This window comes from Streptomyces sp. NPDC016469 (assembly GCF_040632905.1).
Taxonomy (GTDB): Bacteria; Actinomycetota; Actinomycetes; order Streptomycetales; family Streptomycetaceae; genus Streptomyces.
Genome location: NZ_JBEYCQ010000013.1, coordinates 96,737 through 116,766 on the forward strand (window position 1 = coordinate 96,737; position 20,030 = coordinate 116,766).

Genomic DNA, 20,030 nt, shown 5'->3' on the forward strand with positions numbered 1-20,030 from the left:
CCGCCCCCACGGCCCGTCGCGCTCAGCGGCGGGCCGTCACCGTTCCCTCGACGGCGAACAGCTGCTCCTCGACATGGTCGAGCGCGAGCCGCAGCGCACCGGTCGCCACCGCCGCCTCGCCGAGGAGCGACAGGCACACCCGGGGCGGGCGCAGGCAGTAGCGGGCCAGCTCGCCCCGCAGCGGGTCCAGCACCCCGTCGAGTCCCGCGGCCCAGCCCCCGACCACCACCAGCTCGGGGTCGAGCGCCAGCACCAGCGCCGCCACGTCGTGCACCAGGCGCTGGATGAACCGCTCCACCGCGGCCCGCGCCTGCTCGTCCCCGTGCCGCGCCTTCGCGAACACCGCGGCCACCGCGTGCTCGTCCAGCGGGTCCAGCGGGGTGTCCGTCGTGGACAGCAGGTGCTCCGGCGTCACGTCCCGGCCCAGCAGGTGCAGCGCGCCGATCTCCCCGGCCGCGCCGCCGAACCCGCGGTGCAGCCGCCCGCCGATCAGGGAACCGGCGCCCGGGCTCAGCCCCGCCAGTACGAACACGATGTCGTCGGACTCCGTGGCCGCGCCCTTCCAGTGCTCGGCGACGGCGGCGGCGTTGGCGTCGTTCTCCACGAGGACCGGGCAGCGGAAGGAACGCCGCAGCCGCTCGCCCAGGGCCAGGCCCGTCCAGTCCGGCAGCGCGGTGCCCAGCCGCACGGTCCCGTCGGCCTCCACGATGCCCGGGCTGCCGACGCCGACCGCGCGCAGGCTGCTGCGGGCCACGCCGGTGCGGCGCAGGACGTCGGCGACCACGGCCCGTACCCGGTCGAGCCGGTCGTCGGCACCGGCGGTCTCCGACACCTCGCGGGAGCCGGCACCGATGATCCGCCCGTCCAGCCCCGAGAGCAGCGCGGAGACACGGTGCGGGCCGATCTCGATGCCCAGCAGGTGCCCGGCCTCGGCGCGGAAGCGGAAGCGGCGGGCCGGACGGCCCTGACGGCGGGTTTCGGCCCCTTCCGGAGCGCACTCCACGACCAGGCCCGCCTCGAAGAGCCCTTCCACGACGCCCTCGACCGTCGGGCGGGACAGGCCCGTGATCCGGGTCAGATCCGTGAGGGTCGAGGAGGACGCGCCCCGGAGGGCGTGCAGTACCACCGCGGAATTGATCCGCCGCAGCAGCGAGGGGTCCCCGCCGGTCAGCCGGCCCACGGTGTGTCCTCCCAGCTAGTGCGCATGTCAGGCGGATCGTACTCGCTGCTCAGGGGGGAGGCGACCGAGGGATGCGAAGCCGTTAGGAAGGGGTCCGGCACGCCGGGCGCGGCTGCCGTGGACCCGGGGTCGGTGACCGGTCCCATCTTCTGCGGGGCGCCCCCCAGTTGGTGTCCGCGGGGCACCAACTGAGGGTGCCGCAGCCGGAACGAGGTGGCCGAAATCATCTCAAAGTGCGGAGCGGAGCCCCGATTGTCAGTGGGGGGAGGTTTACTGACGGCATGACCACCGCACATCACCTCCGCCTCATCGACGGGATGCGCGCCCGGGAGTTCCCCGGGGAACGCGTCCGGTCGGGTTCGGGAGTCAGCGGTCCTGGTTACCACACGGCGTTCCTGTACGTGGACGAGTCCTGGGAGGACGACGAGGCGGGACGGCTGGAGCGCCGCGCCCAGTGCCTCGCGGACCATGAGGCGCTGGTCACCCTGCTCGGCAGCCGCTGGGGCGAGCCGCAGCTGGTGAGCCTCTTCAGCGCCCAGGAGCGGATGCTCGCCGGCGAGGAGATACCGCAGCCGTGGGCGGACACCGTCGCGGGCTGCGAGTACCTGCGCCTCTGGTACATAGAGGAGCGCTGGATAGCGCTGGCCCTCTATCTGGAGGAGGGCGGCTCCGGCTGCGAGCTGAGCGTGGTCGTGACGGAGACCGACCCGCCCTGAGAGCTCCCGGCCTCCACGGCCGCGCGCAGCCGCGCGTACTCCTCGGCCATCGTGGCGGCCGTCCAGTGCGCGTTGAGGCCGCTGGGGTTGGGCAGCGCCCAGACCCGGGCCCCGCCGACCGTCCGTTCCTGCGGCCCGATCCGGGCCCGGCGCTCCCCGAACGCCGTGCGGTAGGCCGTGATCCCCACCACGGCAAGCCAGCGCGGGCGCAGCCGCTCGACCTTGGCGGTCAGGATCCGTCCGCCCTCGCGGAACTCCTCGGCTGACAGCTCGTCGGCCCGGGCGGTGGCCCAGGCGACGACGTTGGTGATGCCGAGCCCGTGGTCGAGCAGTTCGGCCTGCTCGGCGGGGGCCAGCCGGCGCGGAGTGAAGCCCGACAGGTGGAGCACCGGCCAGAAGCGGTTGCCGGGGAAGGCGAAGTGGTGCCCCGTCGCCGCCGTCGTCAGGCTCGGGTTGATCCCGCAGAACAGGACGCGCAGGCCGCCCGCGGCCACGTCGGGAACGACGCGGTCGCGGGCGGCCTGGAGCTCTTCGGGTGTCATCGGCGGCGAGGGTTCGGCCGGTTCGTCGTCAGAGGATGGAGCCGGGCGTGTAGCCGGCGGCCTCGGGGTGCTGCTTGGTGATCTCCTCGATCCGTGCGACGAGGGCGGCGACCTGGTCGCTGGCCGCTCCGGTGAAGGAGAGCTTGTCGGCCATCAGCTCGTCCAGCTGGGCGCGGTCCAGTGGGATGCGCTCGTCGGCCGCGAGCTTGTCCAGCAGCTCGTTGCGCTCGGTACCCTGCTCGCGCATGGCGAGGGCGGAGGCGACGGCGTTCTCCTTGATGGCCTCGTGGGCGACCTCGCGGCCGACGCCGGCGCGCACCGCGCCCATCAGGACCTTGGTCGTGGCGAGGAACGGCAGGTAGCGGTCCAGCTCGCGGGCCACGACGGCCGGGAACGCGCCGAACTCGTCCAGCACCGTCAGGAACGTCTCGACCAGCCCGTCGAACGCGAAGAACGCGTCCGGCAGGGCCACCCGGCGGACCACGGAGCAGGAGACGTCGCCCTCGTTCCACTGGTCGCCCGCCAGCTCGCCGGTCATCGACGCGTAGCCGCGCAGGATGACCATCAGGCCGTTGACGCGCTCGCAGGAGCGGGTGTTCATCTTGTGCGGCATCGCGGACGAGCCGACCTGGCCGGGCTTGAAGCCCTCGGTGACCAGCTCGTGGCCGGCCATCAGCCGGATGGTCTTCGCCACTGACGAGGGCGCCGCCGCCAGCTGGACCAGCGCGGTCACCACGTCGTAGTCGAGCGACCGGGGGTAGACCTGGCCGACCGAGGTGAAGGCGTGCGCGAAGCCGAGGTGTCCGGCGATGCGCTCTTCGAGCTCCGCGAGCTTCCCGGCGTCGCCGCCGAGCAGGTCCAGCATGTCCTGCGCGGTGCCGACGGGGCCCTTGATGCCGCGCAGCGGGTAGCGGCCGAGCAGGTCTTCGAGACGGCCGTACGCCACCAGCAGCTCGTCGGCCGCGGTCGCGAAGCGCTTGCCGAGGGTGGTGGCCTGTGCGGCCACGTTGTGGGAGCGCCCGGCGACGACCAGCTCGCGGTACTCGGCCGCCAGCTTGCCCAGGCGGGCCAGGACGGCGACGGTGCGGTCGCGCATCAGCTCCAGGGAGAGCCGGATCTGCAGTTGCTCGACGTTCTCGGTGAGGTCGCGCGAGGTCATGCCCTTGTGGACGTGCTCGTGGCCGGCGAGGGCGTTGAACTCCTCGATCCGGGCCTTCACGTCGTGCCGGGTGACCTTCTCGCGCTCGGCGATCGAGGCCAGGTCGACCTGGTCGAGGACGCGCTCGTAATCGGCGAGGGCGGCGTCGGGCACCTCGATCCCGAGGTCCTTCTGGGCGCGCAGCACCGCCAGCCACAGCCGGCGTTCCAGCTTCACCTTCTGCTCGGGGGACCAGAGGACGGCCAGCTCCGTGGAGGCGTAGCGGCCGGCCAGGACATTGGGGATGCGAGGCTTCGCAGACACAGCAGTCACGTGTACGGATTCTACTGGCGGTTTGTGCAGCTCAGCGCCGAGGTCCGGTTTGTGCGTTGCTACGAACCGGACGCGTCCCGCGCCTCCCGCTCACCGGACTCCACCTGCCGCCACGTCGCCACCGGAGCCGCCCAGCCGTCCTCCTCCGGGGTCACCCAGAAGGCCCGCCCCAGCGCGGCGTCGAACTGGGCCCCGGCCCGCCCGTCGCCCGAGGAGCGCCCCGTGAGCCGGCGGCCGATCCAGGGGAGCAGGTGCTGCCGGGCGAAGCGCACGTCCTCCACCCGCCGGGCGGCCCAGCGCGCCGGGGCCGAGTGGGGCAGGGGGGCCTGCCAGTCGCTCTCCGGCGGCAGCCCGAGAGCCTGCCAAACCGCTTCGGCGACGCGGCGGTGACCCTCGGCGGTCAGGTGCAGCCGGTCGACGTCCCACATGCGCTGGTCGCTCAGCGCCGGAGCGCCGTACAGGTCGACCACCACCGCGTCGTGCCGTGCGGCCAGCTCGTCCACCAGCGCGAACAGCTCCTCCATGCGCGGCCGGAACCGCTCCAGCACGGGGCCGTTGCGGCCGGGGCTGCGCATCAGCACCAGCTTCTCGCAGGAGGGCGCCAGGCGCTCCACCGCCTCCTCGAGGCGTCCGCGCACCATCCCCATGTCGCACTTGGGGCGCAGGGTGTCGTTGAGGCCGCCGACCAGCGTCACCACGTCCGCCCGCATGGCGGCCGCCACCTCCACCTGCTCGTCCACGATCTGGCCGATGAGCTTGCCGCGTACCGCGAGATTGGCGTACCGGAAACCCGGTGTGCGGGCGGCGAGCCGGGAGGCGAGCACATCGGCCCAGCCCCGGTACGAACCGTCGGGCAGCAGGTCCGACATGCCCTCGGTGAACGAGTCGCCGACCGCGACCAGACTGGTGTATGAGGCATTGATTTCCATGGCGATGCGATCGTATCGCGGTGCCGTACGGCCCCGACGGGCGAAGGGCGGTTCCGGACCGGGGCCCGGAACCGCCCCGGCTCAGCGGCTCTGCGGCCGCCCCACCAGCTCCCGGAGCACGTCCTCCATCGTCACCATGCCCGCGAGCCTGCCGTCCTCGTCCAGGACCGCCGCCAGGTGCGTACGGCTGCGCCGCAGCGCCGTGAGCGCGTCGTCCAGCGGCGTCGCCGCCCGCACCCGGGCGATCGGCCGCATCGAGGACACCGGGAACGGCATGTCGCGCGGGGTGACGTCCAGGGCGTCCTTCACATGGAGGTAGCCGAGGATGCGCTGCTCCGCGTCCATCACCGGGAAGCGCGAGAAGCCCGTCTCGTACGACAGCCGCTCCAGTTCCTCCGGTGTCGCCCCGACCCGGATGTACATCACCCGGTCGACCGGCAGCACCACGTCCCGTACCGGCCGGCGGCCCAGCTCCAGCGCGTGGTGCAGGCGCTCGGCCGCCCGGTCGTCCACCAGCCCGGCGTCACCGGCGTCCTTCACCAGGCGCGCCAGCTCGTCGTCCGAGAACGTCGCCTCGACCTCGTCCTTCGTCTCCACCCGCAACAGTTTCAGCAGGGCGTTGGCGAAGGCGTTGATCGCGAAGATCACCGGGCGCAGCGCCCGGGCCAGCGCCACCAGCGGCGGGCCGAGCAGCAGCGCGGACCGCACCGGCTCGGCCAGCGCGATGTTCTTGGGGACCATCTCGCCCAGCAGCATGTGCAGATAGGTCGCCACCGCCAGGGCGATCACGAACGAGGCCGGGTGGACCAGACCGTGCGGCACGCCCACCGCGTCGAAGACGGGTTCCAGCAGGTGCGCGATCGCGGGCTCGGCGACGATACCGAGCACCAGGGTGCACAGCGTGATGCCGAGCTGCGCCGCCGCGAGCAGCGCCGAGACGTGTTCGAGGCCCCAGATGACGCTGCGCGCCCGCCGGTTCCCCTGCTCGGCCTGCGGCTCGATCTGGCTGCGGCGCACGGAGATGAGGGCGAACTCCGCGCCGACGAAGAAGGCGTTCACGACCAGCGTCAGCAGACCGATGAAGAGCTGTACGGCGGTCATCGCTCGTCCTCCGAGGGCAGGTGGGAACCGGTCAGCGGCGCGTGCAGCAGCGCCCGGGCGGCGCGGCGCCCGGAGGCGTCCACCACGTCGAGGCGCCAGCCGGCCAGCTCGATCGAGTCGCCCACGGCCGGGATACGGCCGATCTCCGTGGCGATCAGGCCCGCCAGCGTCTCGTACGGGCCGTCCGGCACCCGCAGCCCGATCGTCTCCAGCTGGTCCGTGCGGGCGGCGCCGTCCGCCGACCACAGGACGCGCCCGTCGGCGTCCTCACCGGCCGGGGCCAGGTCCGGCGTCTCGTGCGGGTCGTGCTCGTCGCGCACCTCGCCGACGACCTCCTCCACGATGTCCTCCAGCGTCACGACGCCCGCCGTGCCGCCGTACTCGTCGATCACGACCGCCATGGCGAGCTTGCCGGACAGCCGGTCGAGCAGCCGGTCCACGGTCAGTGTCTCGGGGACGAGCACCGGCTCGCGCAGCATCTCGGACACCCGCTTGCGGGGCCGCTGCTCGGCCGGGACCGCCAGCACGTCCTTGATGTGGGCGACGCCGACGACGGTGTCGAGGCTGCCCCGGTAGACGGGGAAGCGGGAGAGCCCGGTGGCCCGGGTCGCGTTGGCGACGTCCTCGGCGGTCGCGCTGACCTCCAGGGCGGTGACCTGCACGCGCGGGGTCATCACGTTCTCGGCGGTGAGCTCCGGGAGGTTGAGGGTGCGGACGAACAGCTCGGCGGTGTCCGCCTCCAGCGCGCCCTCCTTGGCGGAGTGCCTGGCCAGCGCGACCAGCTCCTGCGGGCTGCGGGCGGTGGCCAGTTCCTCGGCGGGTTCGAGACCGAAGCGGCGCACGATCCGGTTGGCGGTGTTGTTGAGGTGGCTGATGAAGGGCCGGAAGACGGCCGTGAAGGCCCGCTGCGGGGCGGCGACCGTCTTCGCGACCGCGAGCGGCGAGGAGATGGCCCAGTTCTTCGGGACCAGCTCACCGACGACCATCAAGAACACCGTGGACAGGGCCGTGCCGATGACGAGCGCGACGGACGAGGCCACACCGGGCGACAGGCCGACGGCCTCCACCGGACCCCGGATCAGCTTCGCGATGGACGGCTCGGAGAGCATGCCGACGACCAGGTTGGTGACGGTGATGCCGAGCTGCGCCCCGGACAGCTGGAAGGTGAGGCTGCGCACGGCCTTCATGGCGCTCGCGGCGCCGCGCTCACCCTGCTCGACGGCCCGCTCCAGCTGACCGCGCTCCACCGTGGTCAAGGAGAACTCCGCCGCGACGAAGGCGCCGCAGGCGAGCGAGAGCAGTACCGCAACGAACAGCAGAAGCACTTCGGTCATCGGTTCACCTCCGTCCCATGATCGTGCAGGGACCGGCGGACCGCGCGATGTCGGTGGCTTCTGGTACTGGGAGGCTCGCCCATGGGCGGACGTTCACACCTTTCGTCGGAAGGGGCAGGACTGCCTCCCCATAGTAAAGGATCGGCAAAGTCGCGGGTGCGGCCGGTCACCTGCCCCCTGTGCCCGGCCGGAGCGGCTTCACCCACCGCCGCCAGTGGTTCTCACGGTGGTAGCCGGCCGCCTGCCAGGTGTGGTGGGCCCGCTCGTTCTCCTCCAGGACCATGGCGTCCGCCCGCCGCCCGCCCAGCTCGGCGAAGCGCTGCTCCGCCGCGTCGAGGAGCGCGGTCGCGATGCCCTGCCGGCGGTGGTCCGGATGGACGGCCAGCCGGTAGGCGGAGCACCGCCAGCCGTCGAAGCCCGCGATGACGGTCCCCACGAGCACCCCCTCCCGCTCCGCGAGGAGCAGCGCCCCCGGGTCGCGTTCGATGAGCCGGGCCACTCCGTCGTGGTCGTCGCTGATGCTGGTCCCCTCCGCCGCCGTCCGCCAGAAACGCAGCACGGCGTCGATGTCCGAAGGGGCGGCGGGGCGTATGGGTAGATCACTCATGGGACGAGCCAATCAGAGGACCGCTCTTCCGGGCGAGCGCTTTCCGCACCGGTACGGGGACGGCTCAGCGCAGCCGTGCGGGCAGCGAGTCGACGCCGTACACGATCGACAGCTTGCGGAAGGCCAGGTCCTGCGGCGGGACGGCGAGCCGCATCGCGGGGAAGCGCCGGACCAGGGCCGGGAACGCGGAGCGCAGTTCCATACGCGCGAGCTCCGCGCCGATGCAGCGGTGGATGCCGTACCCGAAGGCGAGATGCCCGGCCGGAGTGACCCGGTCCACGTCGAACCGCCCGTCGTCCGTGACGTACGCGGGGTCGCGGTTGGCGCCGCTCAGCGAGCAGAGCACCATGTCGCCGCGCGGGATCACCACCCCCGCGATCTCGATGTCCTCGCGGGCGAACCGGGGGAAGGCCATCTGCACGGCCGACAGATAGCGCAGCACCTCCTCCACGAAGGGCGCCGTCACACCGTCGTCCGCGCGCAGCCGGTCCGCCACCCCGGGGTTCCGCAGCAGCACCAGGGCGCCGAGCGCGATCGTGCTGGCGGTCGTCTCGAAGCCCCCGGTGAGCACCCCGTCCGCGAGGCCCGCCAGTTCCTCGTCGTCCACGCTGTCCCCGTGCTCCCGCACGATCATCCCGAGCAGGCCGTCGCCCGGGGCCCGCCGCTGGTCCCGCACGACGCCCCGGAAGTAGTCGAGCGAGGCCGACATGGCGCCGAAGGGCGCGGTGGTCCCCGCGAACAGGTCGAAGCGGTCCATGGCCAGCTTCTGGAAGTCGTCGCGGTCCTCGTAGGGCACCCCGAGCAGTTCGCAGATGGTCAGCGACGGCACGGGCAGCGCGAACGCGTGCACCAGATCGACCGGCCCCGGCGCGGCCGCCATCGCGTCCAGCCGCTCCGCGACGATGGCGTCGATCCTGGGCGTCAGCCGGCGCAGCCGGCGCATCGTGAACTCCGGCGTCAGGATGCGGCGCAGCCGCGTGTGCACCGGCGGATCGCTGAACCCCAGGCCGCCCGGGCTGTGCTCGGCGGCTATGCCCGCGTTGCCCGCCAGATGGGCGAAGTCCGTGCTGAAGCCCTCGGCGGAGCCGAGCACGGCCTTCGACTCCTCGTAGCCGGTGACCACCCAGGCGTCCATGCCGAACGGCAGCGCCACCCGGGTCACCGGTGCGCTCGCCCGGGTCGCGGCGAGCCGCCGGACGGGGTCGAGCCCGTCCCTGCGCAGCGGCATCAGCAGCTGTTCCGGGAGCAGCTTCATCGTGGTCGACCCGAATCCGTGCTTCTGGATCCTGGCCAGGTAGCCGCGCCCGAGCCGGGCCGTGATGCGGGAACGGAACGTCGTCGTACTCAATGTCACTCCATGAGTCGTCGCGGGAAATGGTCGGTTGGCGCGCCTGTGGCGCCAGGACGTGGCCGACCGCGGTGACTTCGGCTACCTGAGCCCTGAGCAGGAATTATGACCAGGTGTTCGACCGATGGGGTGCCGGGGTGCGGAATACGTCCGGGATGTGACGCTGAAGGGACACGTGGGCATTTCCCGGACGCCCGCGAAGCCCGTACCGGCTGGCGCGGCACCGCCGCGTCGGGCCGCCGCCCGGCCCCGTCGAAGGCCTCGCTCTTCGCCGGCAGTGCCTCCGCCGTCCGGCACGTTCAGCCCGGACGGGCTTGGATTTCCGCCAGGCGGCCCGGGGTGTCGCCACGCGGCCCGGGGCGTCCCCGGGGAAGTCCACGCTCGTCCGCGTTCCGCCCCTTACCGGCGGCTCAGCCCAGCGGCCGGGAGCCGCCCAGCGGTGCGGCCAGCCAACTCGCCGCCCGCGCCCGGAATTCCGCCGGGGCGAGCGATCCGGCGCCCTCCGGGACGACGCCCAGCACCGGAGCCCCGGCGGCCACCGGGAGGTCCGCCACATTGCAGCGCGCCGCGAGATCGGGCGCGGCCGGCATGCTGCCGATGACCACCCCCAGGCAGTCGAGCCGCCGGGTCCGCAGCGCCTCCGCCGTCAGGGCCGTGGAGTTCAGCGTGCCCAGACCGGCCGGGGCGACCACCAGGACCGGGGCCGTGAGCAGCCGGGCCGCGTCCGCCAGGGTCGCGCCCTCGTCATCGAACCGTACGAGCAGCCCTCCGGCGCCCTCGACCAGGACCAGGTCGTGGTCGGCGGCCAGCTTCTCGGCGGCCTCGGCGACCTCGTACGGGCGCACCGGGTCCATCCCGGCCCGGCGGGCGGCCGTCGCGGGCGCCAACGGCTCGGGGAAGCGGGCCAGTTCGACCGCCGTGACGTGGGCGCCCGCCAGTCGCGCCACCTCCGCCACGTCACCGGGCTCGCCCGGCTCCAGACCGGTCTGGGCCGGCTTGAGGACGGCGACGCGGCGGTGCGCGGCGGCCGCCGCCACGGCCGCCGTCACGATCGTCTTGCCGATCTCCGTACCGGTCCCGGTCACCACCAGAACGCTCATGCCTCAGCCCTCCCGCGCCGCAGCGCACACCGCGCGGCAGATCCGTGCCACATCGTCGTCACCGGTCACGTACGGCGGCATGGTGTAGACGAGGTCCCGGAACGGCCGCAGCCACACCCCCTCGCCCACCGCCGCCGAGGTCGCCGCCGCCATGTCCACCTCGTGGTCCAGCTGGACGACCCCGATGGCGCCGAGCACCCGCACATCGCGGACCCCGGGCAGCGTCCGCGCCTCCGCCAGGCCCTCGTGCAGCCCGGTCTCGATCCGCTTGACCTCCTGCTGCCAGTCCTGGCCGAGCAGCAGGTCGATGGAGGCGCAGGCCACCGACGCGGCCAGCGGATTGCCCATGAACGTCGGACCGTGGGCGAGCACGGGCACCTCGCCGCGCGAGATGCCGTCCGCGACCTCGCTCGTGCACAGGGTCGCCGCCATCGTCAGATAGCCGCCGGTCAGCGCCTTCCCCACGCACATCACGTCGGGGGAGACCCCCGCGTGCTCGGCGGCAAAGAGCCTTCCCGTACGGCCGAAGCCCGTTGCGATCTCGTCGAACACGAGCAGCACACCGTACGCGTCGCACGCCTCGCGCAGCACGCGCAGATAACCGGGGGAGTGGAAGCGCATGCCGCCCGCCCCCTGGACCACCGGCTCCACGATCACGGCCGCCAGTTCGTCCGCGTGCCGTCCGATCAGCTCGCGCAGATGCGCCGCGTACGCGGGGTCGGGCCCGGAGTCGTAACCGGCGGGCGGTTCACCGGCGAAGACCTGGCGGGGCAGGGCGCCGGACCACAGCTCGTGCATCCCGCCCTCGGGGTCGCACACCGACATCGGCTGCCAGGTGTCCCCGTGGTAGCCGCCGCGCCAGGTCAGCAGCCGCTTCTTGGCCGGCCGCCCGGCCGAGCGCCAGTACTGCAGGCACATCTTCACGGCGACCTCGACCGACACGGAGCCCGAGTCGGCGAGGAAGACGTGGCGCAGCGGCTCCGGGGTGATCTCCACCAGCCGGGCCGCCAGCCGGACGGCGGGCTCGTGCGTGAGCCCGCCGAACATCACATGGCTCATCCGGTCCAGCTGGCCGCGCGCCGCCTCGTTCAGCACGGGGTGGTTGTAGCCGTGTACGGCCGACCACCACGAGGACATCCCGTCGACCAACTCGTCGTGCCCGTGGACGGGTTCGGCGAGCCGCAGCCGGACCCCGGACGCGGACTCCACGACCAGCGGTTCCTGCCGGCCCGGCATGGGACCGTACGGGTGCCAGACGTGCGCCCGGTCCAGCTCCAGGAGTGCGGCGGGGGAGAGCGGCTCAGGCATTGGGAGCGAGGTCCGTGCCCGCGCCACGGCGGCGCACCGCCACCAGATCCGTCCGGGCACCCGGTACCGGGGCCTCCGGCGCCTCGACGGCGGATACGGGCTCCCCCGCTCCGGCCTCCGCGCCTCCGCCGCACGGCCCGCAGCCGCCCGCGTGCGAACCGCAGCTCTCGGCGGCATGCGAACCGCAGCCGGCCGCCGCGTCCGCGCGGTGCCGGGGGAGCGTCGTCGTACCCGCACCCTCCACCTCGAAACCGGCGTCCGCGATCATGTCCAGATCCGCCTGCCCGGCCTGGCCCTCACTGGTCAGGTAGTCGCCCAGGAAGATGGAGTTGACCAGGTGCAGGGCGAGCGGCTGCATCGAGCGCAGATGGACCTCGCGCCCGCCCGCGAGCCGCACCTCCACGTCCGGGCAGACGAACCGCACCATCGCCAGGATCCGCAGACAGCGCTGCGGCGTCAGGTTCCACTCCTTGGCGAGCGGCGTCCCCTCGAACGGGATCAGGAAATTGACCGGCACCGAGTCCGGGTCCAGCTCGCGCAGCGAGAAGACCACGTCGACCAGGTCCTCGTCGCTCTCGCCCATCCCCGCGATCAGCCCCGAGCACGCGGAGAGCCCGGCGGCCTGAGCCTGGTGCACCGTGTCGACGCGGTCGGCGTAGGTGTGGGTGGTCGTGATCTCCCCGTACGTCCCCTCGGACGTGTTGAGGTTGTGGTTGTACGCGTCGGCGCCCGCCGAACGCAGCCGGTCGGCCTGTCCCTCGGAGAGCAGACCGAGGCAGGCGCACACCTCGACGCCGTCGTTCTGCTCCTTGATGGCCTCGATGGTCTGCGAGACCCGGTCGACGTCCCGGTCCGTCGGGCCCCGGCCGCTGGCCACCAGGCACACGCGCTTGGCGCCGCCGGCCACCCCGGCCGCCGCCGCCTTCGACGCCTCCTCCGGCTTCAGCCAGGTGTACTTGAGGATCTCGGCCTTGGAGCCGAGCCGCTGCGAACAGTACGAGCAGTCCTCGGGGCAGAGCCCGGACTTCAGATTCACCAGATAGTTCAGTTTCACCCGCCGCCCGAACCACTGACGCCGCACCTTGCCGGCCGCGGCCACCACGTCGAGCAGTTCGTCGTCCGGGGTCGCCAGTACGGCGAGCGCTTCTTCACGGGTCGGCAGCTCGCGCCGCAGCCCCTTGTCCACCAGCGTGTTCAGGAGGTCCATGGCGATGATCCTGACGCACCGCACCGCCCGGAGCCAAGGAGGAACCGGACAACAGAGCTGACACGGGGTGTGTGCATCGCCACACCGTGTCTCGGCATGAGCCCGGTTAGGGTCTGTGAGCTGCCTACAAAAGGGACCGCCCATGCCCGCCACCCCGTTCGACTGGATCGACGACGAGGCGCGCCGGCGCGCGGACGCGGGGCTCGTCCGCCGGCTGCGGCCCCGCGAGGCCGGGGCGGAGCCGCTGGACCTCGCGAGCAACGACTACCTCGGCCTCACCCGGCACCCGGAGGTGACCTCCGCGGCGGCGGACGCGGCGCGCCGCTGGGGCGGCGGGGCGACCGGCTCCCGCCTGGTCACCGGCTCGACCGCGCTGCACGCCGAGCTCGAACGCGAACTCGCCGCGTTCTGCGGCTTCGAGGCCGCGCTCGTCCTCTCCTCCGGTTACGCCGCCAACCTCGCGGCCCTCACCGCGCTCACCGGGCGCGGCGCCCTCATCGCGTCGGACGCGGGCAACCACGCCTCCATCGTGGACGGCTGCCGGCTCTCCCGGGCCGAGACCGCCGTCGTCCCGCACGCCGACCCGGAGGCCGTCCGCAAGACGCTGCGCGGGCACGCGGGCCGGAAGCTGGCCGTCACCGACTCGGTGTTCTCCGTGGACGGCGACGCCGCGCCGCTGGCCGCGCTGGCCGCCGTCTGCCGGGCGGAGGGCGCCGCGCTCCTGGTGGACGACGCGCACGGACTCGGGGTGCTCGGCGAGGGCGGACGGGGCGCGCTCGCCGCGGCGGGGCTCGCGGGCGACGCGGACGTCGTCGCCACGCTCACCCTGTCCAAGTCCCTGGGCAGCCAGGGCGGCGCGGTCCTCGGACCGGCCCGGGTCGTCGACCACCTGGTCAACACCGCCCGGACGTTCATCTTCGACACCGGACTCGCCCCGGCCGCCGTCGGCGCCGCATTGGGCGGACTGCGGCTGCTGCGCCGCGAACCGGAGCGCGCACTCAGGGCGCGTACGGTCGCCACCGCGCTGTACCAAGGGCTGACGGCGGCCGGTCTGACCGCCGTGCGTCCCGACGCGGCGGTCGTCTCGGTCCGGGCGCCCTCGGCCGACGCCGCCGTGCGCTGGGCCGCCGACTGCCGGACGGCCGGGATGGCGGTGGGCTGCTTCCGGCCGCCGTCCGTCCCCGACGGCGTCTCGCGGCTCCGGCTGACCGCCCGCGCGGACCTGACGGACGAGCAGATCGCGCGGGCGGTGGAGACGGTGCGGCGGACCGCACCTCGGAGCTGAGGCGAGGTCCGCCTCAGCGTTTCAGGCCGGAGACGAAGGACGTCCAGGCCGGGGCGGAGAACTCCAGGGGCGTCCTGGCCACATCCTTCGAGTCGCGCACGGCCAGCAGCCGCCCGCTCCCGAACGGCGCGGTCTCCACACAGTTGTTCATCCCCGTGCTGTAGCTGCTGCTCCGCCAACGTAACGCGTGCCGGGCAAGGTGATCGGACATGACGCTTCCTCCGGGCGGTGGGGGGTCACCGGTCGCCGCGGTCGATCGCGGCGATCAGGTCCAGCGTGTGCTCCGGCGACAGCGCGTGCGTCTGAAGGGTTTCGAAGGCCGAGCTGTACGCCGCAAGGTCTTCTTTCCGTTCCAGATAGAGGCTACTCGTCAAATGGTCCAGAACGACCACGTCAAGGTCGGAAGCGGTCGGAAAGGAGAAGATAACGAAAGGGCTGGTGAGGCTCACATAGCCGCCGACCGAGAACGGAAGTAACTGGAGTCGCACATGGGGAAGTTGAGCCACCCGGGCGAGATGGCGCAGCTGTTCCCGCATCACTCTTCGGCCACCGACCTCCCGGCGCAGCACCGCCTCGTCCAGGACCGCGCTCAGCCGCAGCGGCGGATCGCTCCGCAGCACCCCCTGCCGGGTCAGCCGCACTTCCACCAGTGAGTCCAGCTGACCGGAAGGCAGCCCGTCCAGGGACGCCCGGGTCACCGCGCGTGCGTAATCCGCCGTCTGCAGCAGGCCCGGAACCACCGAGGTCTCCAGCGTGCGGGCGGTGCGCGCCTGCGACTCCAGACTGATGAAGTCGCGGTACTGGGGCGGGATGAGCCCCCGGTACGCGTGCCACCACCCGGCGCCGCCCCCGCCCGCCGAACCGGCGAGCGCGCCCAGGACCTCGCGGAGCTTCGGATCGTCCATGCCGTACGCGTCGAGGAGCCGGTTCACGTCATCCGGCCGCACCCCGCTGACACCTGTCTCGATCCTGCTCACCTTCGACTGGTGCCAGCCGAGCAGTGCCGCCGCCTCCCGGCTCGTGAGACCTGACGCGTGACGCAGGCTCCGCAGCTCCTCTCCCAGCTTGCGGCGCCGTACCGCAGGGCCGTGCTGCATCCGATGGCTCCCTCCCGCTGCCCGACGAGCAGACAGTGTGGCGCGGAGCGGGCCCGGGTGGGGAGAGTTCACCGGTTTGAGCGACAGATATATGCATATCTTGGTGGATCGCCGCCACGGAGGGCAGCATCGGTGGCAATCTGGCGCAAGCACAACCGGACCGCTCGCCGGGCCGGTAACGGGTGGGAAAGGGACGGCTCGCCATGGCAGACCATCAGGAAGCACGTGTCACCCTGCCGAGCGAGCCGGTCTCGGTCTCCACGGCCCGGAGGTTCGTCGCCCGGGTGCTGACCGAATGGGGCCTGCCCGAGGACGCGGAGGCCGCCGACACCGTCCGCCTCATCCTCTCGGAGCTGGCCACCAACGCCGTGCTGCACACGTTCGGGCAGTCACCCACCTTCACCGTCGACCTGCGGCTCGAACGCGACGAGGAACTGCGCGTCGGCGTCACGGACAGCCATCCCCGCCGGCCCCAGCGGCTGCCGGCCGCCGTCCAGCAGGACAACGGCCGGGGCATGGTCATCATCCGCTCGCTGGCCAAGGAGTACGGCGGCCGGCTGACCGTCACCCCCACCGCCGACGGCGGCAAGACCGTCTGGGTGGCGCTCCCGTGGCAGGTCCCCGTCCAGCCCTGAGGCGGCCGGGTCAGCCCACCCGGCCGTAGTAGACGCTCCGGGTCCAGATCTTCTCGAGGCGGACCACGGCGCCGGTCTTCGGCGAGTGCCAGATCTTCCCGCTGCCGGCGTAGATGCCCACGTGGTAGACGCTGCGCCCGGAATGGAAGAAGACCAGGTCACCTCGTTGCCGCTTGGACGCCGAGATGTGCCTGGTCCTGTTGTACTGCTGCTGGGCCGTCCGGGGGAGTCTCTTGCCGGCCTTCTTGAACGAGTAGAGCGTCAGTCCCGAACAGTCGAAGCTGCTGGGCCCGGTGGCGCCCCAGCGGTAGGGCGCCCCCTTCTTCGACGCGGCGATCTTCAGGGCCTTCATCGCGTGGCCGGCCGCCTGCGCCTCGGGCGCGGCTCCTGGGACCCACAGCGTGCCGCCGACGGCGGCGAGTGTCATGACCGAGGCCGTGGTGGCCCGGGCGAGCAGAGACGGGACATGAACCTGCGCACTCATGCGCAACCCTTCGTCAGCCGCCTGTGAAGGATGACCTGTCGGGTTCGGGCTGGCGAAGTTGCCCGGCCGCGCGCGGCGGCTTCACCCCGAGGGACAACCGGAGATCCGGCGGTCCCGTAGTGCTCGGGTCCTCCACTCCTGCCGATCCACTCCTGTCGACCAGTCATCCGGGCGGCGGCAGGACTCGGCGTCCGCCCGGACCGCCCCGTCGCGGTGGCGGGGGCTTGTCGTCCCAGGGATCTTGACTCACCTCGTGCCGGATTTCCGAGCCGGAACAGCCATCGGTGAAGACCACCGCGGATGGCCCGTTCAGGTGGGCCGGAACCCGTTCGGCGGTCCCTCCGCCGCCGGCGGCCACGGCCGTACCAGCGGTGTCGCGAAGCAATCCGCCCCACGCGCATCAGGAAAAGGCAAATCGGTCCGTCGCTCGTGAGAGGGAACGCCTACGCCGAACGAGCGAGGAAATCCCGCGCGCCCCTCGGGCGTGTCGGTGACCTCCGGCGCCTCAGCCCGGCGGGGCGGGCGGCAGGGCGATCCGGGCCGCCCGCCGCTCGCCGTCCAGCGCCCGCAGCGCGCGGGTCAGCGTGGTGCCGTGGATACGTGTTTCGCCGCGCCGGTGCATCAGCGCGAGGGCGTCCCGCAGCTCCGCCGCGTGCGAGGCGAGCGCCTGGGCCGCGCGCAGGGCCGCGTAGGTGTCATGGCCGTGAGCCGGGTTGATCCGGCCCACCTGGTCGAGCACATGGAGATAGCGGTCGATGAACTCGGACTCGGCCCGGGTCAGGGCGGGCAGCGGCGAGAACTCCGGTGGCTGCATCGGCGGTTCACCACCCGGAGCGCGGCGGCGCCGGCACCCGGCTCCGCACGATGTGGTCGACCAGCCCGTACGCGAGCGCGCCCTCCGCGTCGAGCACGAGGTCGCGCTCGGTGTCCTCGGTGACCTGCTCGACGGAGCGCCCCGTGTGCCGGGCCAGCATGCCGGTCATCGTCCCGCGCATCCGGGCCAGTTCCCGCGCCTCGATCTCCAGGTCGGACGGCTGCCCCTGGACCGGCTCGTCCAGCGCGGGCTGGCTCACGACCACCTTGGCGCCGGGGAGCATGTGCCGCCTCCCCGGGGCGCCCGCGGCGAGCAGCACCGCCGCTCCGGCCCCGGCCCGGCCCAGGCAGAAGGTCTCCACCTCGCAGCTGAGGAAGTTCATCGTGTCGTACAGGGTCGTCATCGCACCGAACGAGCCGCCCGGCGAGTTGATGTACAGCGAGACGGGCCGGTCCGGCGCGTCGTGCTCCAGGTACATCAGCTGGGCCACCAGGTCGTTGGCGGCCGTCTCGTCCAGGGCCGTGCCGAGGAAGACCACGCGCTCGGCGAGCAGCTTGGAGTACGGGTCCAGGGTCCGGGACCCCTGGGAGGTGCGCTCGGTGAACTCGGGCAGGACGTGACGGGCGACGGGACGGTACACGGCTGTGCCTCTCCTCCGGTAGCGCGGGCACAGCGGTGTGCCCGCGCACGCTTCCGTAAAAAATGTACAGGACGTACAGAAGGTTATGATGGGAGCATGGCTCACGAGATTCCGGTGACGCAAGCCCGGGCTGAACTCGCCGAACTGATCAACCGCGTCGTCTACGGCGGCGAGCGCGTCGTCGTCACGCGGCACGGCAAACCGCTCGTCGCCCTCGTGTCGGCCGCTGACCTCGAACGACTCGAGAAAGAGGAAGCGGTGGAGCAGGAGCCCGTGATCAGCTCGGTCTCCTCGCTCGGCTCCACCCCGTCCGCTCCCGGCGAACGGCAGCGCTTCGGCATCGCCGCCGAGCACCGCGGCCACCACGGCCGGGACGACTGACCGCCGCACCGCCCGGGAGTCATGCCTTCCGGGCGTGCTCCTCCAGCCAGGCGTCCTCCGCCGCGTAGTCGAACAGCCAGGTGCCGTACGCCCGCACCATGGCCGGGTAGGCGTCCTGCCAGTCCCGCCCGGCCAGCTGCCCGGCGATCCACTCGACGGTCTCCGGCAGCGACTCCACGTAGCCCGTCACCGGCCGGTAGCCGAGTTCCCGCTCGGCGGCCGTCATGTCGTAGACGATGGGGTGCGGCGCGCTCCAGGGGGTCGTGCCGACGTGCTCCGGCGACGGGGCACCGGGCATCAGCACCGTCTCCGTGGTCCGGCCCAGTACCGCGTCCACCGCCTCGCCGATCTCCGCGACCGTCGGCGCCTGCGGATCGGCGGCGTTCAGCACCCGGGACCCGGGCCGGGCGGCGGCCAGCCGGATCAGCTCGGCCACGTTCGCCGAGTGGACCGGGTGGAAGCGCGAGGCTCCGCCGTAAGCCAGCACGCGCCGGGTCCGGCCGTCCAGCGCCCGCTTCACGAAGTACAGCTCACGCGGCGAGCGGCAGTACGGGCCGTGCACCGCGCCCGCCCGCAACAGCGTGGTGGGCAGTGCCTCGCCCGCCGCCAGGAGATCGCGCTCCAGCCGGATCTTGCGCGAGGAGTACGTGGTCTCGCCCGGCGCGACGGTGGGCAGCGACTCCGGGATCGGCACCGGATAGCGGGGCGACCCGTCGGATTCGCCCTGCGTGTCGAAACTGCGGCCCCGCTCGTCCTCGTACACCGCGCCGCTGGAGATCACCACCGCCGACCCGATCCGGTCCGCGAGCCCGGTCAGCTGGCCGGCGTGCTGCCGCCCGTACGCCACCATGTCCACCAGCACGTCGCATCCCGGGCCGAGCGCCGTCGCGAGCGCGCCCTCCTCGTCGCGGTCCAGGGCCACCGCCCGGACCGCGCCGTCCCACCGCTCGTCACGGCCACCGCCGCGCGAGGCCGCCGTCACCTCCCAGCCGTCCTCCACCAGCGCGCGCACAGCGGCCCGCCCCAGCTGTCCCGTAGCTCCCAGTACCCATGCGTGTCCCTTGCTCATGGCTCGCACGCTATGCCCGGCCCACGCCCCCGGCCGGCGGCGTTCGCCGCTCGCGGATCCGCTGTCAGCGTCGCCGTTTCGGGAACCGGCCCGGCTGCTTGCCCTGGGCCGCCTCCTTCACCTTCACGGCGTACTCGTCCACGTACTCCTGGCCGGAGAGCCGCAGGATCGCGTACATGATCTCGTCGGTCACCGCCCGGACGGCCGCCTTCTCGTTCTCCAGGCCCGCGTAGCGCGAGAAGTCCAGCGGTTCGCCGAAGCGGATGGTGACGGGCTTGAGGCGGGGGAGCCGCCTGCCGGGCGGCTGGATCTCGAAGGTGCCGACCATCGCGCACGGCACCACCGGCACCCCCGCCCGGATGGCCATCACCGCGACCCCGACCTTGCCCTTGTAGAGCCGCCCGTCGTGCGAGCGCGTGCCCTCCGGGTAGATGCCCAGCAGCTCGCCCCGCTCCAGCACCCCGATGCCCTCGCGGATCGCGGCCTGCCCCGCCTCCTTGCCCGACCGGTCCACCGGGATCTGGCCCGCGCTGCGGAAGAAGGCGGCCGTCAGCCTGCCCTTCACGCCCGGGCCCGTGAAGTACTCGGCCTTGGCCAGGAAGGTGATCCGCCGCTTGAGGATCGCGGGCATCAGGAAGTGGTCGGAGAACGACAGATGGTTGCCCGCGACGATCGCGGCGCCGTCGTCCGGAACGTGCTCCGCGCCCTCGATGACCGGCCGGAACAGCAGCCGCAGCACCGGCCCGAGAACGACGTACTTGAGGACGTAGTAGAACACGGTC

22 protein-coding genes and 1 riboswitch are annotated in these 20,030 nt (G+C 72.7%); of the genes, 4 read left to right on the forward strand and 18 right to left on the reverse strand.

Annotation, left to right across the window (positions count from 1 at the left end):
* Nucleotides 1-22: 22 nt before the first annotated feature.
* Nucleotides 23-1,180 carry an ROK family protein gene (locus ABZ565_RS17155; RefSeq protein ID WP_361026730.1) on the reverse strand — a complete coding sequence of 386 codons (1,158 nt, stop codon included), beginning with the start codon at nucleotides 1,178-1,180 and terminating at the stop codon, nucleotides 23-25.
* Nucleotides 1,181-1,461: 281 nt separating this feature from the next.
* On the opposite strand from ABZ565_RS17155, the gene ABZ565_RS17160 reads away from it, so the two are divergent.
* The gene (locus ABZ565_RS17160) at nucleotides 1,462-1,896 is read left to right on the forward strand and encodes a hypothetical protein (RefSeq protein ID WP_361026732.1); all 435 of its coding nucleotides are present in this window, start codon (nucleotides 1,462-1,464) and stop codon (nucleotides 1,894-1,896) included.
* Here ABZ565_RS17160 and mug read toward each other — a convergent pair.
* From mug to bioB, 10 genes are all read right to left on the reverse strand, one after another.
* Nucleotides 1,830-2,438, reverse strand: coding sequence for a G/U mismatch-specific DNA glycosylase (gene mug, locus ABZ565_RS17165; protein WP_361026735.1), 609 nt, complete (start codon nucleotides 2,436-2,438; stop codon nucleotides 1,830-1,832). The two genes, ABZ565_RS17160 and mug, sit on opposite strands and share 67 nt — an antisense overlap.
* 28 nt (nucleotides 2,439-2,466) lie before the next feature.
* Nucleotides 2,467-3,909: an adenylosuccinate lyase gene (purB, locus tag ABZ565_RS17170; RefSeq protein WP_361026738.1), complete on the reverse strand. Its 1,443-nt coding sequence runs from the start codon at nucleotides 3,907-3,909 to the stop codon at nucleotides 2,467-2,469.
* Between the two features lie 59 nt (nucleotides 3,910-3,968).
* A complete protein-coding gene (locus ABZ565_RS17175; protein WP_361026740.1) occupies nucleotides 3,969-4,838 on the reverse strand; it encodes an SGNH/GDSL hydrolase family protein in 870 nt (289 codons plus the stop codon).
* Between the two features lie 81 nt (nucleotides 4,839-4,919).
* Entirely contained in the window at nucleotides 4,920-5,939 is a 1,020-nt protein-coding gene (locus ABZ565_RS17180; protein WP_361026743.1) for a hemolysin family protein, read from the reverse strand.
* Nucleotides 5,936-7,273 (reverse strand): hemolysin family protein, encoded by a 1,338-nt coding sequence (locus ABZ565_RS17185; RefSeq protein WP_361026746.1) that lies wholly within the window; start codon nucleotides 7,271-7,273, stop codon nucleotides 5,936-5,938. The genes ABZ565_RS17180 and ABZ565_RS17185 overlap by 4 nt, the downstream gene beginning before the upstream one ends.
* A gap of 166 nt (nucleotides 7,274-7,439) precedes the next feature.
* Complete coding sequence (locus ABZ565_RS17190) at nucleotides 7,440-7,880, reverse strand: GNAT family N-acetyltransferase (RefSeq protein ID WP_361026749.1); 441 nt, start codon at nucleotides 7,878-7,880, stop codon at nucleotides 7,440-7,442.
* A gap of 64 nt (nucleotides 7,881-7,944) precedes the next feature.
* The gene (locus ABZ565_RS17195; RefSeq protein ID WP_361026751.1) at nucleotides 7,945-9,228 is read right to left on the reverse strand and encodes a cytochrome P450; all 1,284 of its coding nucleotides are present in this window, start codon (nucleotides 9,226-9,228) and stop codon (nucleotides 7,945-7,947) included.
* Between the two features lie 410 nt (nucleotides 9,229-9,638).
* Nucleotides 9,639-10,328: a dethiobiotin synthase gene (bioD, locus tag ABZ565_RS17200; RefSeq protein ID WP_361026754.1), complete on the reverse strand. Its 690-nt coding sequence runs from the start codon at nucleotides 10,326-10,328 to the stop codon at nucleotides 9,639-9,641.
* 3 nt (nucleotides 10,329-10,331) lie between these two features.
* Nucleotides 10,332-11,636, reverse strand: a complete 1,305-nt coding sequence (locus tag ABZ565_RS17205; RefSeq protein WP_361026757.1) for an adenosylmethionine--8-amino-7-oxononanoate transaminase — start codon at nucleotides 11,634-11,636, stop codon at nucleotides 10,332-10,334.
* Nucleotides 11,629-12,843, reverse strand: a complete 1,215-nt coding sequence (gene bioB / locus ABZ565_RS17210) for a biotin synthase BioB (RefSeq protein ID WP_361026760.1) — start codon at nucleotides 12,841-12,843, stop codon at nucleotides 11,629-11,631. The genes ABZ565_RS17205 and bioB overlap by 8 nt, the downstream gene beginning before the upstream one ends.
* A gap of 142 nt (nucleotides 12,844-12,985) precedes the next feature.
* Here bioB and ABZ565_RS17215 point away from each other — a divergent pair, with 142 nt between their 5' ends.
* Nucleotides 12,986-14,128 (forward strand): 8-amino-7-oxononanoate synthase, encoded by a 1,143-nt coding sequence (locus ABZ565_RS17215; protein WP_361026762.1) that lies wholly within the window; start codon nucleotides 12,986-12,988, stop codon nucleotides 14,126-14,128.
* Nucleotides 14,129-14,141: 13 nt separating this feature from the next.
* Here ABZ565_RS17215 and ABZ565_RS17220 read toward each other — a convergent pair whose 3' ends face one another.
* Both ABZ565_RS17220 and ABZ565_RS17225 read right to left on the reverse strand, forming a co-directional pair.
* Nucleotides 14,142-14,339, reverse strand: coding sequence for a DUF397 domain-containing protein (locus tag ABZ565_RS17220; RefSeq protein WP_361026765.1), 198 nt, complete (start codon nucleotides 14,337-14,339; stop codon nucleotides 14,142-14,144).
* 25 nt (nucleotides 14,340-14,364) lie between these two features.
* Nucleotides 14,365-15,225, reverse strand: a complete 861-nt coding sequence (locus ABZ565_RS17225) for a helix-turn-helix transcriptional regulator (protein WP_361026768.1) — start codon at nucleotides 15,223-15,225, stop codon at nucleotides 14,365-14,367.
* 203 nt (nucleotides 15,226-15,428) lie between these two features.
* Here ABZ565_RS17225 and ABZ565_RS17230 point away from each other — a divergent pair, with 203 nt between their 5' ends.
* Entirely contained in the window at nucleotides 15,429-15,860 is a 432-nt protein-coding gene (locus tag ABZ565_RS17230; protein WP_361026771.1) for an ATP-binding protein, read from the forward strand.
* 10 nt (nucleotides 15,861-15,870) lie between these two features.
* Here ABZ565_RS17230 and ABZ565_RS17235 read toward each other — a convergent pair whose 3' ends face one another.
* From ABZ565_RS17235 to ABZ565_RS17245, 3 genes are all read right to left on the reverse strand, one after another.
* Nucleotides 15,871-16,344, reverse strand: a complete 474-nt coding sequence (locus ABZ565_RS17235; RefSeq protein ID WP_361026774.1) for a C40 family peptidase — start codon at nucleotides 16,342-16,344, stop codon at nucleotides 15,871-15,873.
* Between the two features lie 3 nt (nucleotides 16,345-16,347).
* A riboswitch (cyclic di-AMP (ydaO/yuaA leader) is annotated at nucleotides 16,348-16,544 on the reverse strand.
* Between the two features lie 305 nt (nucleotides 16,545-16,849).
* The gene (locus ABZ565_RS17240) at nucleotides 16,850-17,158 is read right to left on the reverse strand and encodes a hypothetical protein (protein WP_361026777.1); all 309 of its coding nucleotides are present in this window, start codon (nucleotides 17,156-17,158) and stop codon (nucleotides 16,850-16,852) included.
* 7 nt (nucleotides 17,159-17,165) lie between these two features.
* On the reverse strand, nucleotides 17,166-17,798 hold the full coding sequence (locus ABZ565_RS17245; protein ID WP_361026780.1) for an ATP-dependent Clp protease proteolytic subunit: 633 nt from the start codon (nucleotides 17,796-17,798) through the stop codon (nucleotides 17,166-17,168).
* 96 nt (nucleotides 17,799-17,894) lie between these two features.
* Here ABZ565_RS17245 and ABZ565_RS17250 point away from each other — a divergent pair, with 96 nt between their 5' ends.
* Nucleotides 17,895-18,179 (forward strand): type II toxin-antitoxin system Phd/YefM family antitoxin, encoded by a 285-nt coding sequence (locus tag ABZ565_RS17250; RefSeq protein WP_361026783.1) that lies wholly within the window; start codon nucleotides 17,895-17,897, stop codon nucleotides 18,177-18,179.
* 19 nt (nucleotides 18,180-18,198) lie between these two features.
* Here ABZ565_RS17250 and ABZ565_RS17255 read toward each other — a convergent pair whose 3' ends face one another.
* Both ABZ565_RS17255 and ABZ565_RS17260 read right to left on the reverse strand, forming a co-directional pair.
* The gene (locus ABZ565_RS17255; protein WP_361026786.1) at nucleotides 18,199-19,248 is read right to left on the reverse strand and encodes an NAD-dependent epimerase/dehydratase family protein; all 1,050 of its coding nucleotides are present in this window, start codon (nucleotides 19,246-19,248) and stop codon (nucleotides 18,199-18,201) included.
* Nucleotides 19,249-19,312: 64 nt separating this feature from the next.
* Nucleotides 19,313-20,026, reverse strand: coding sequence for a lysophospholipid acyltransferase family protein (locus ABZ565_RS17260; protein ID WP_361026789.1), 714 nt, complete (start codon nucleotides 20,024-20,026; stop codon nucleotides 19,313-19,315).
* Nucleotides 20,027-20,030: the final 4 nt, after the last annotated feature.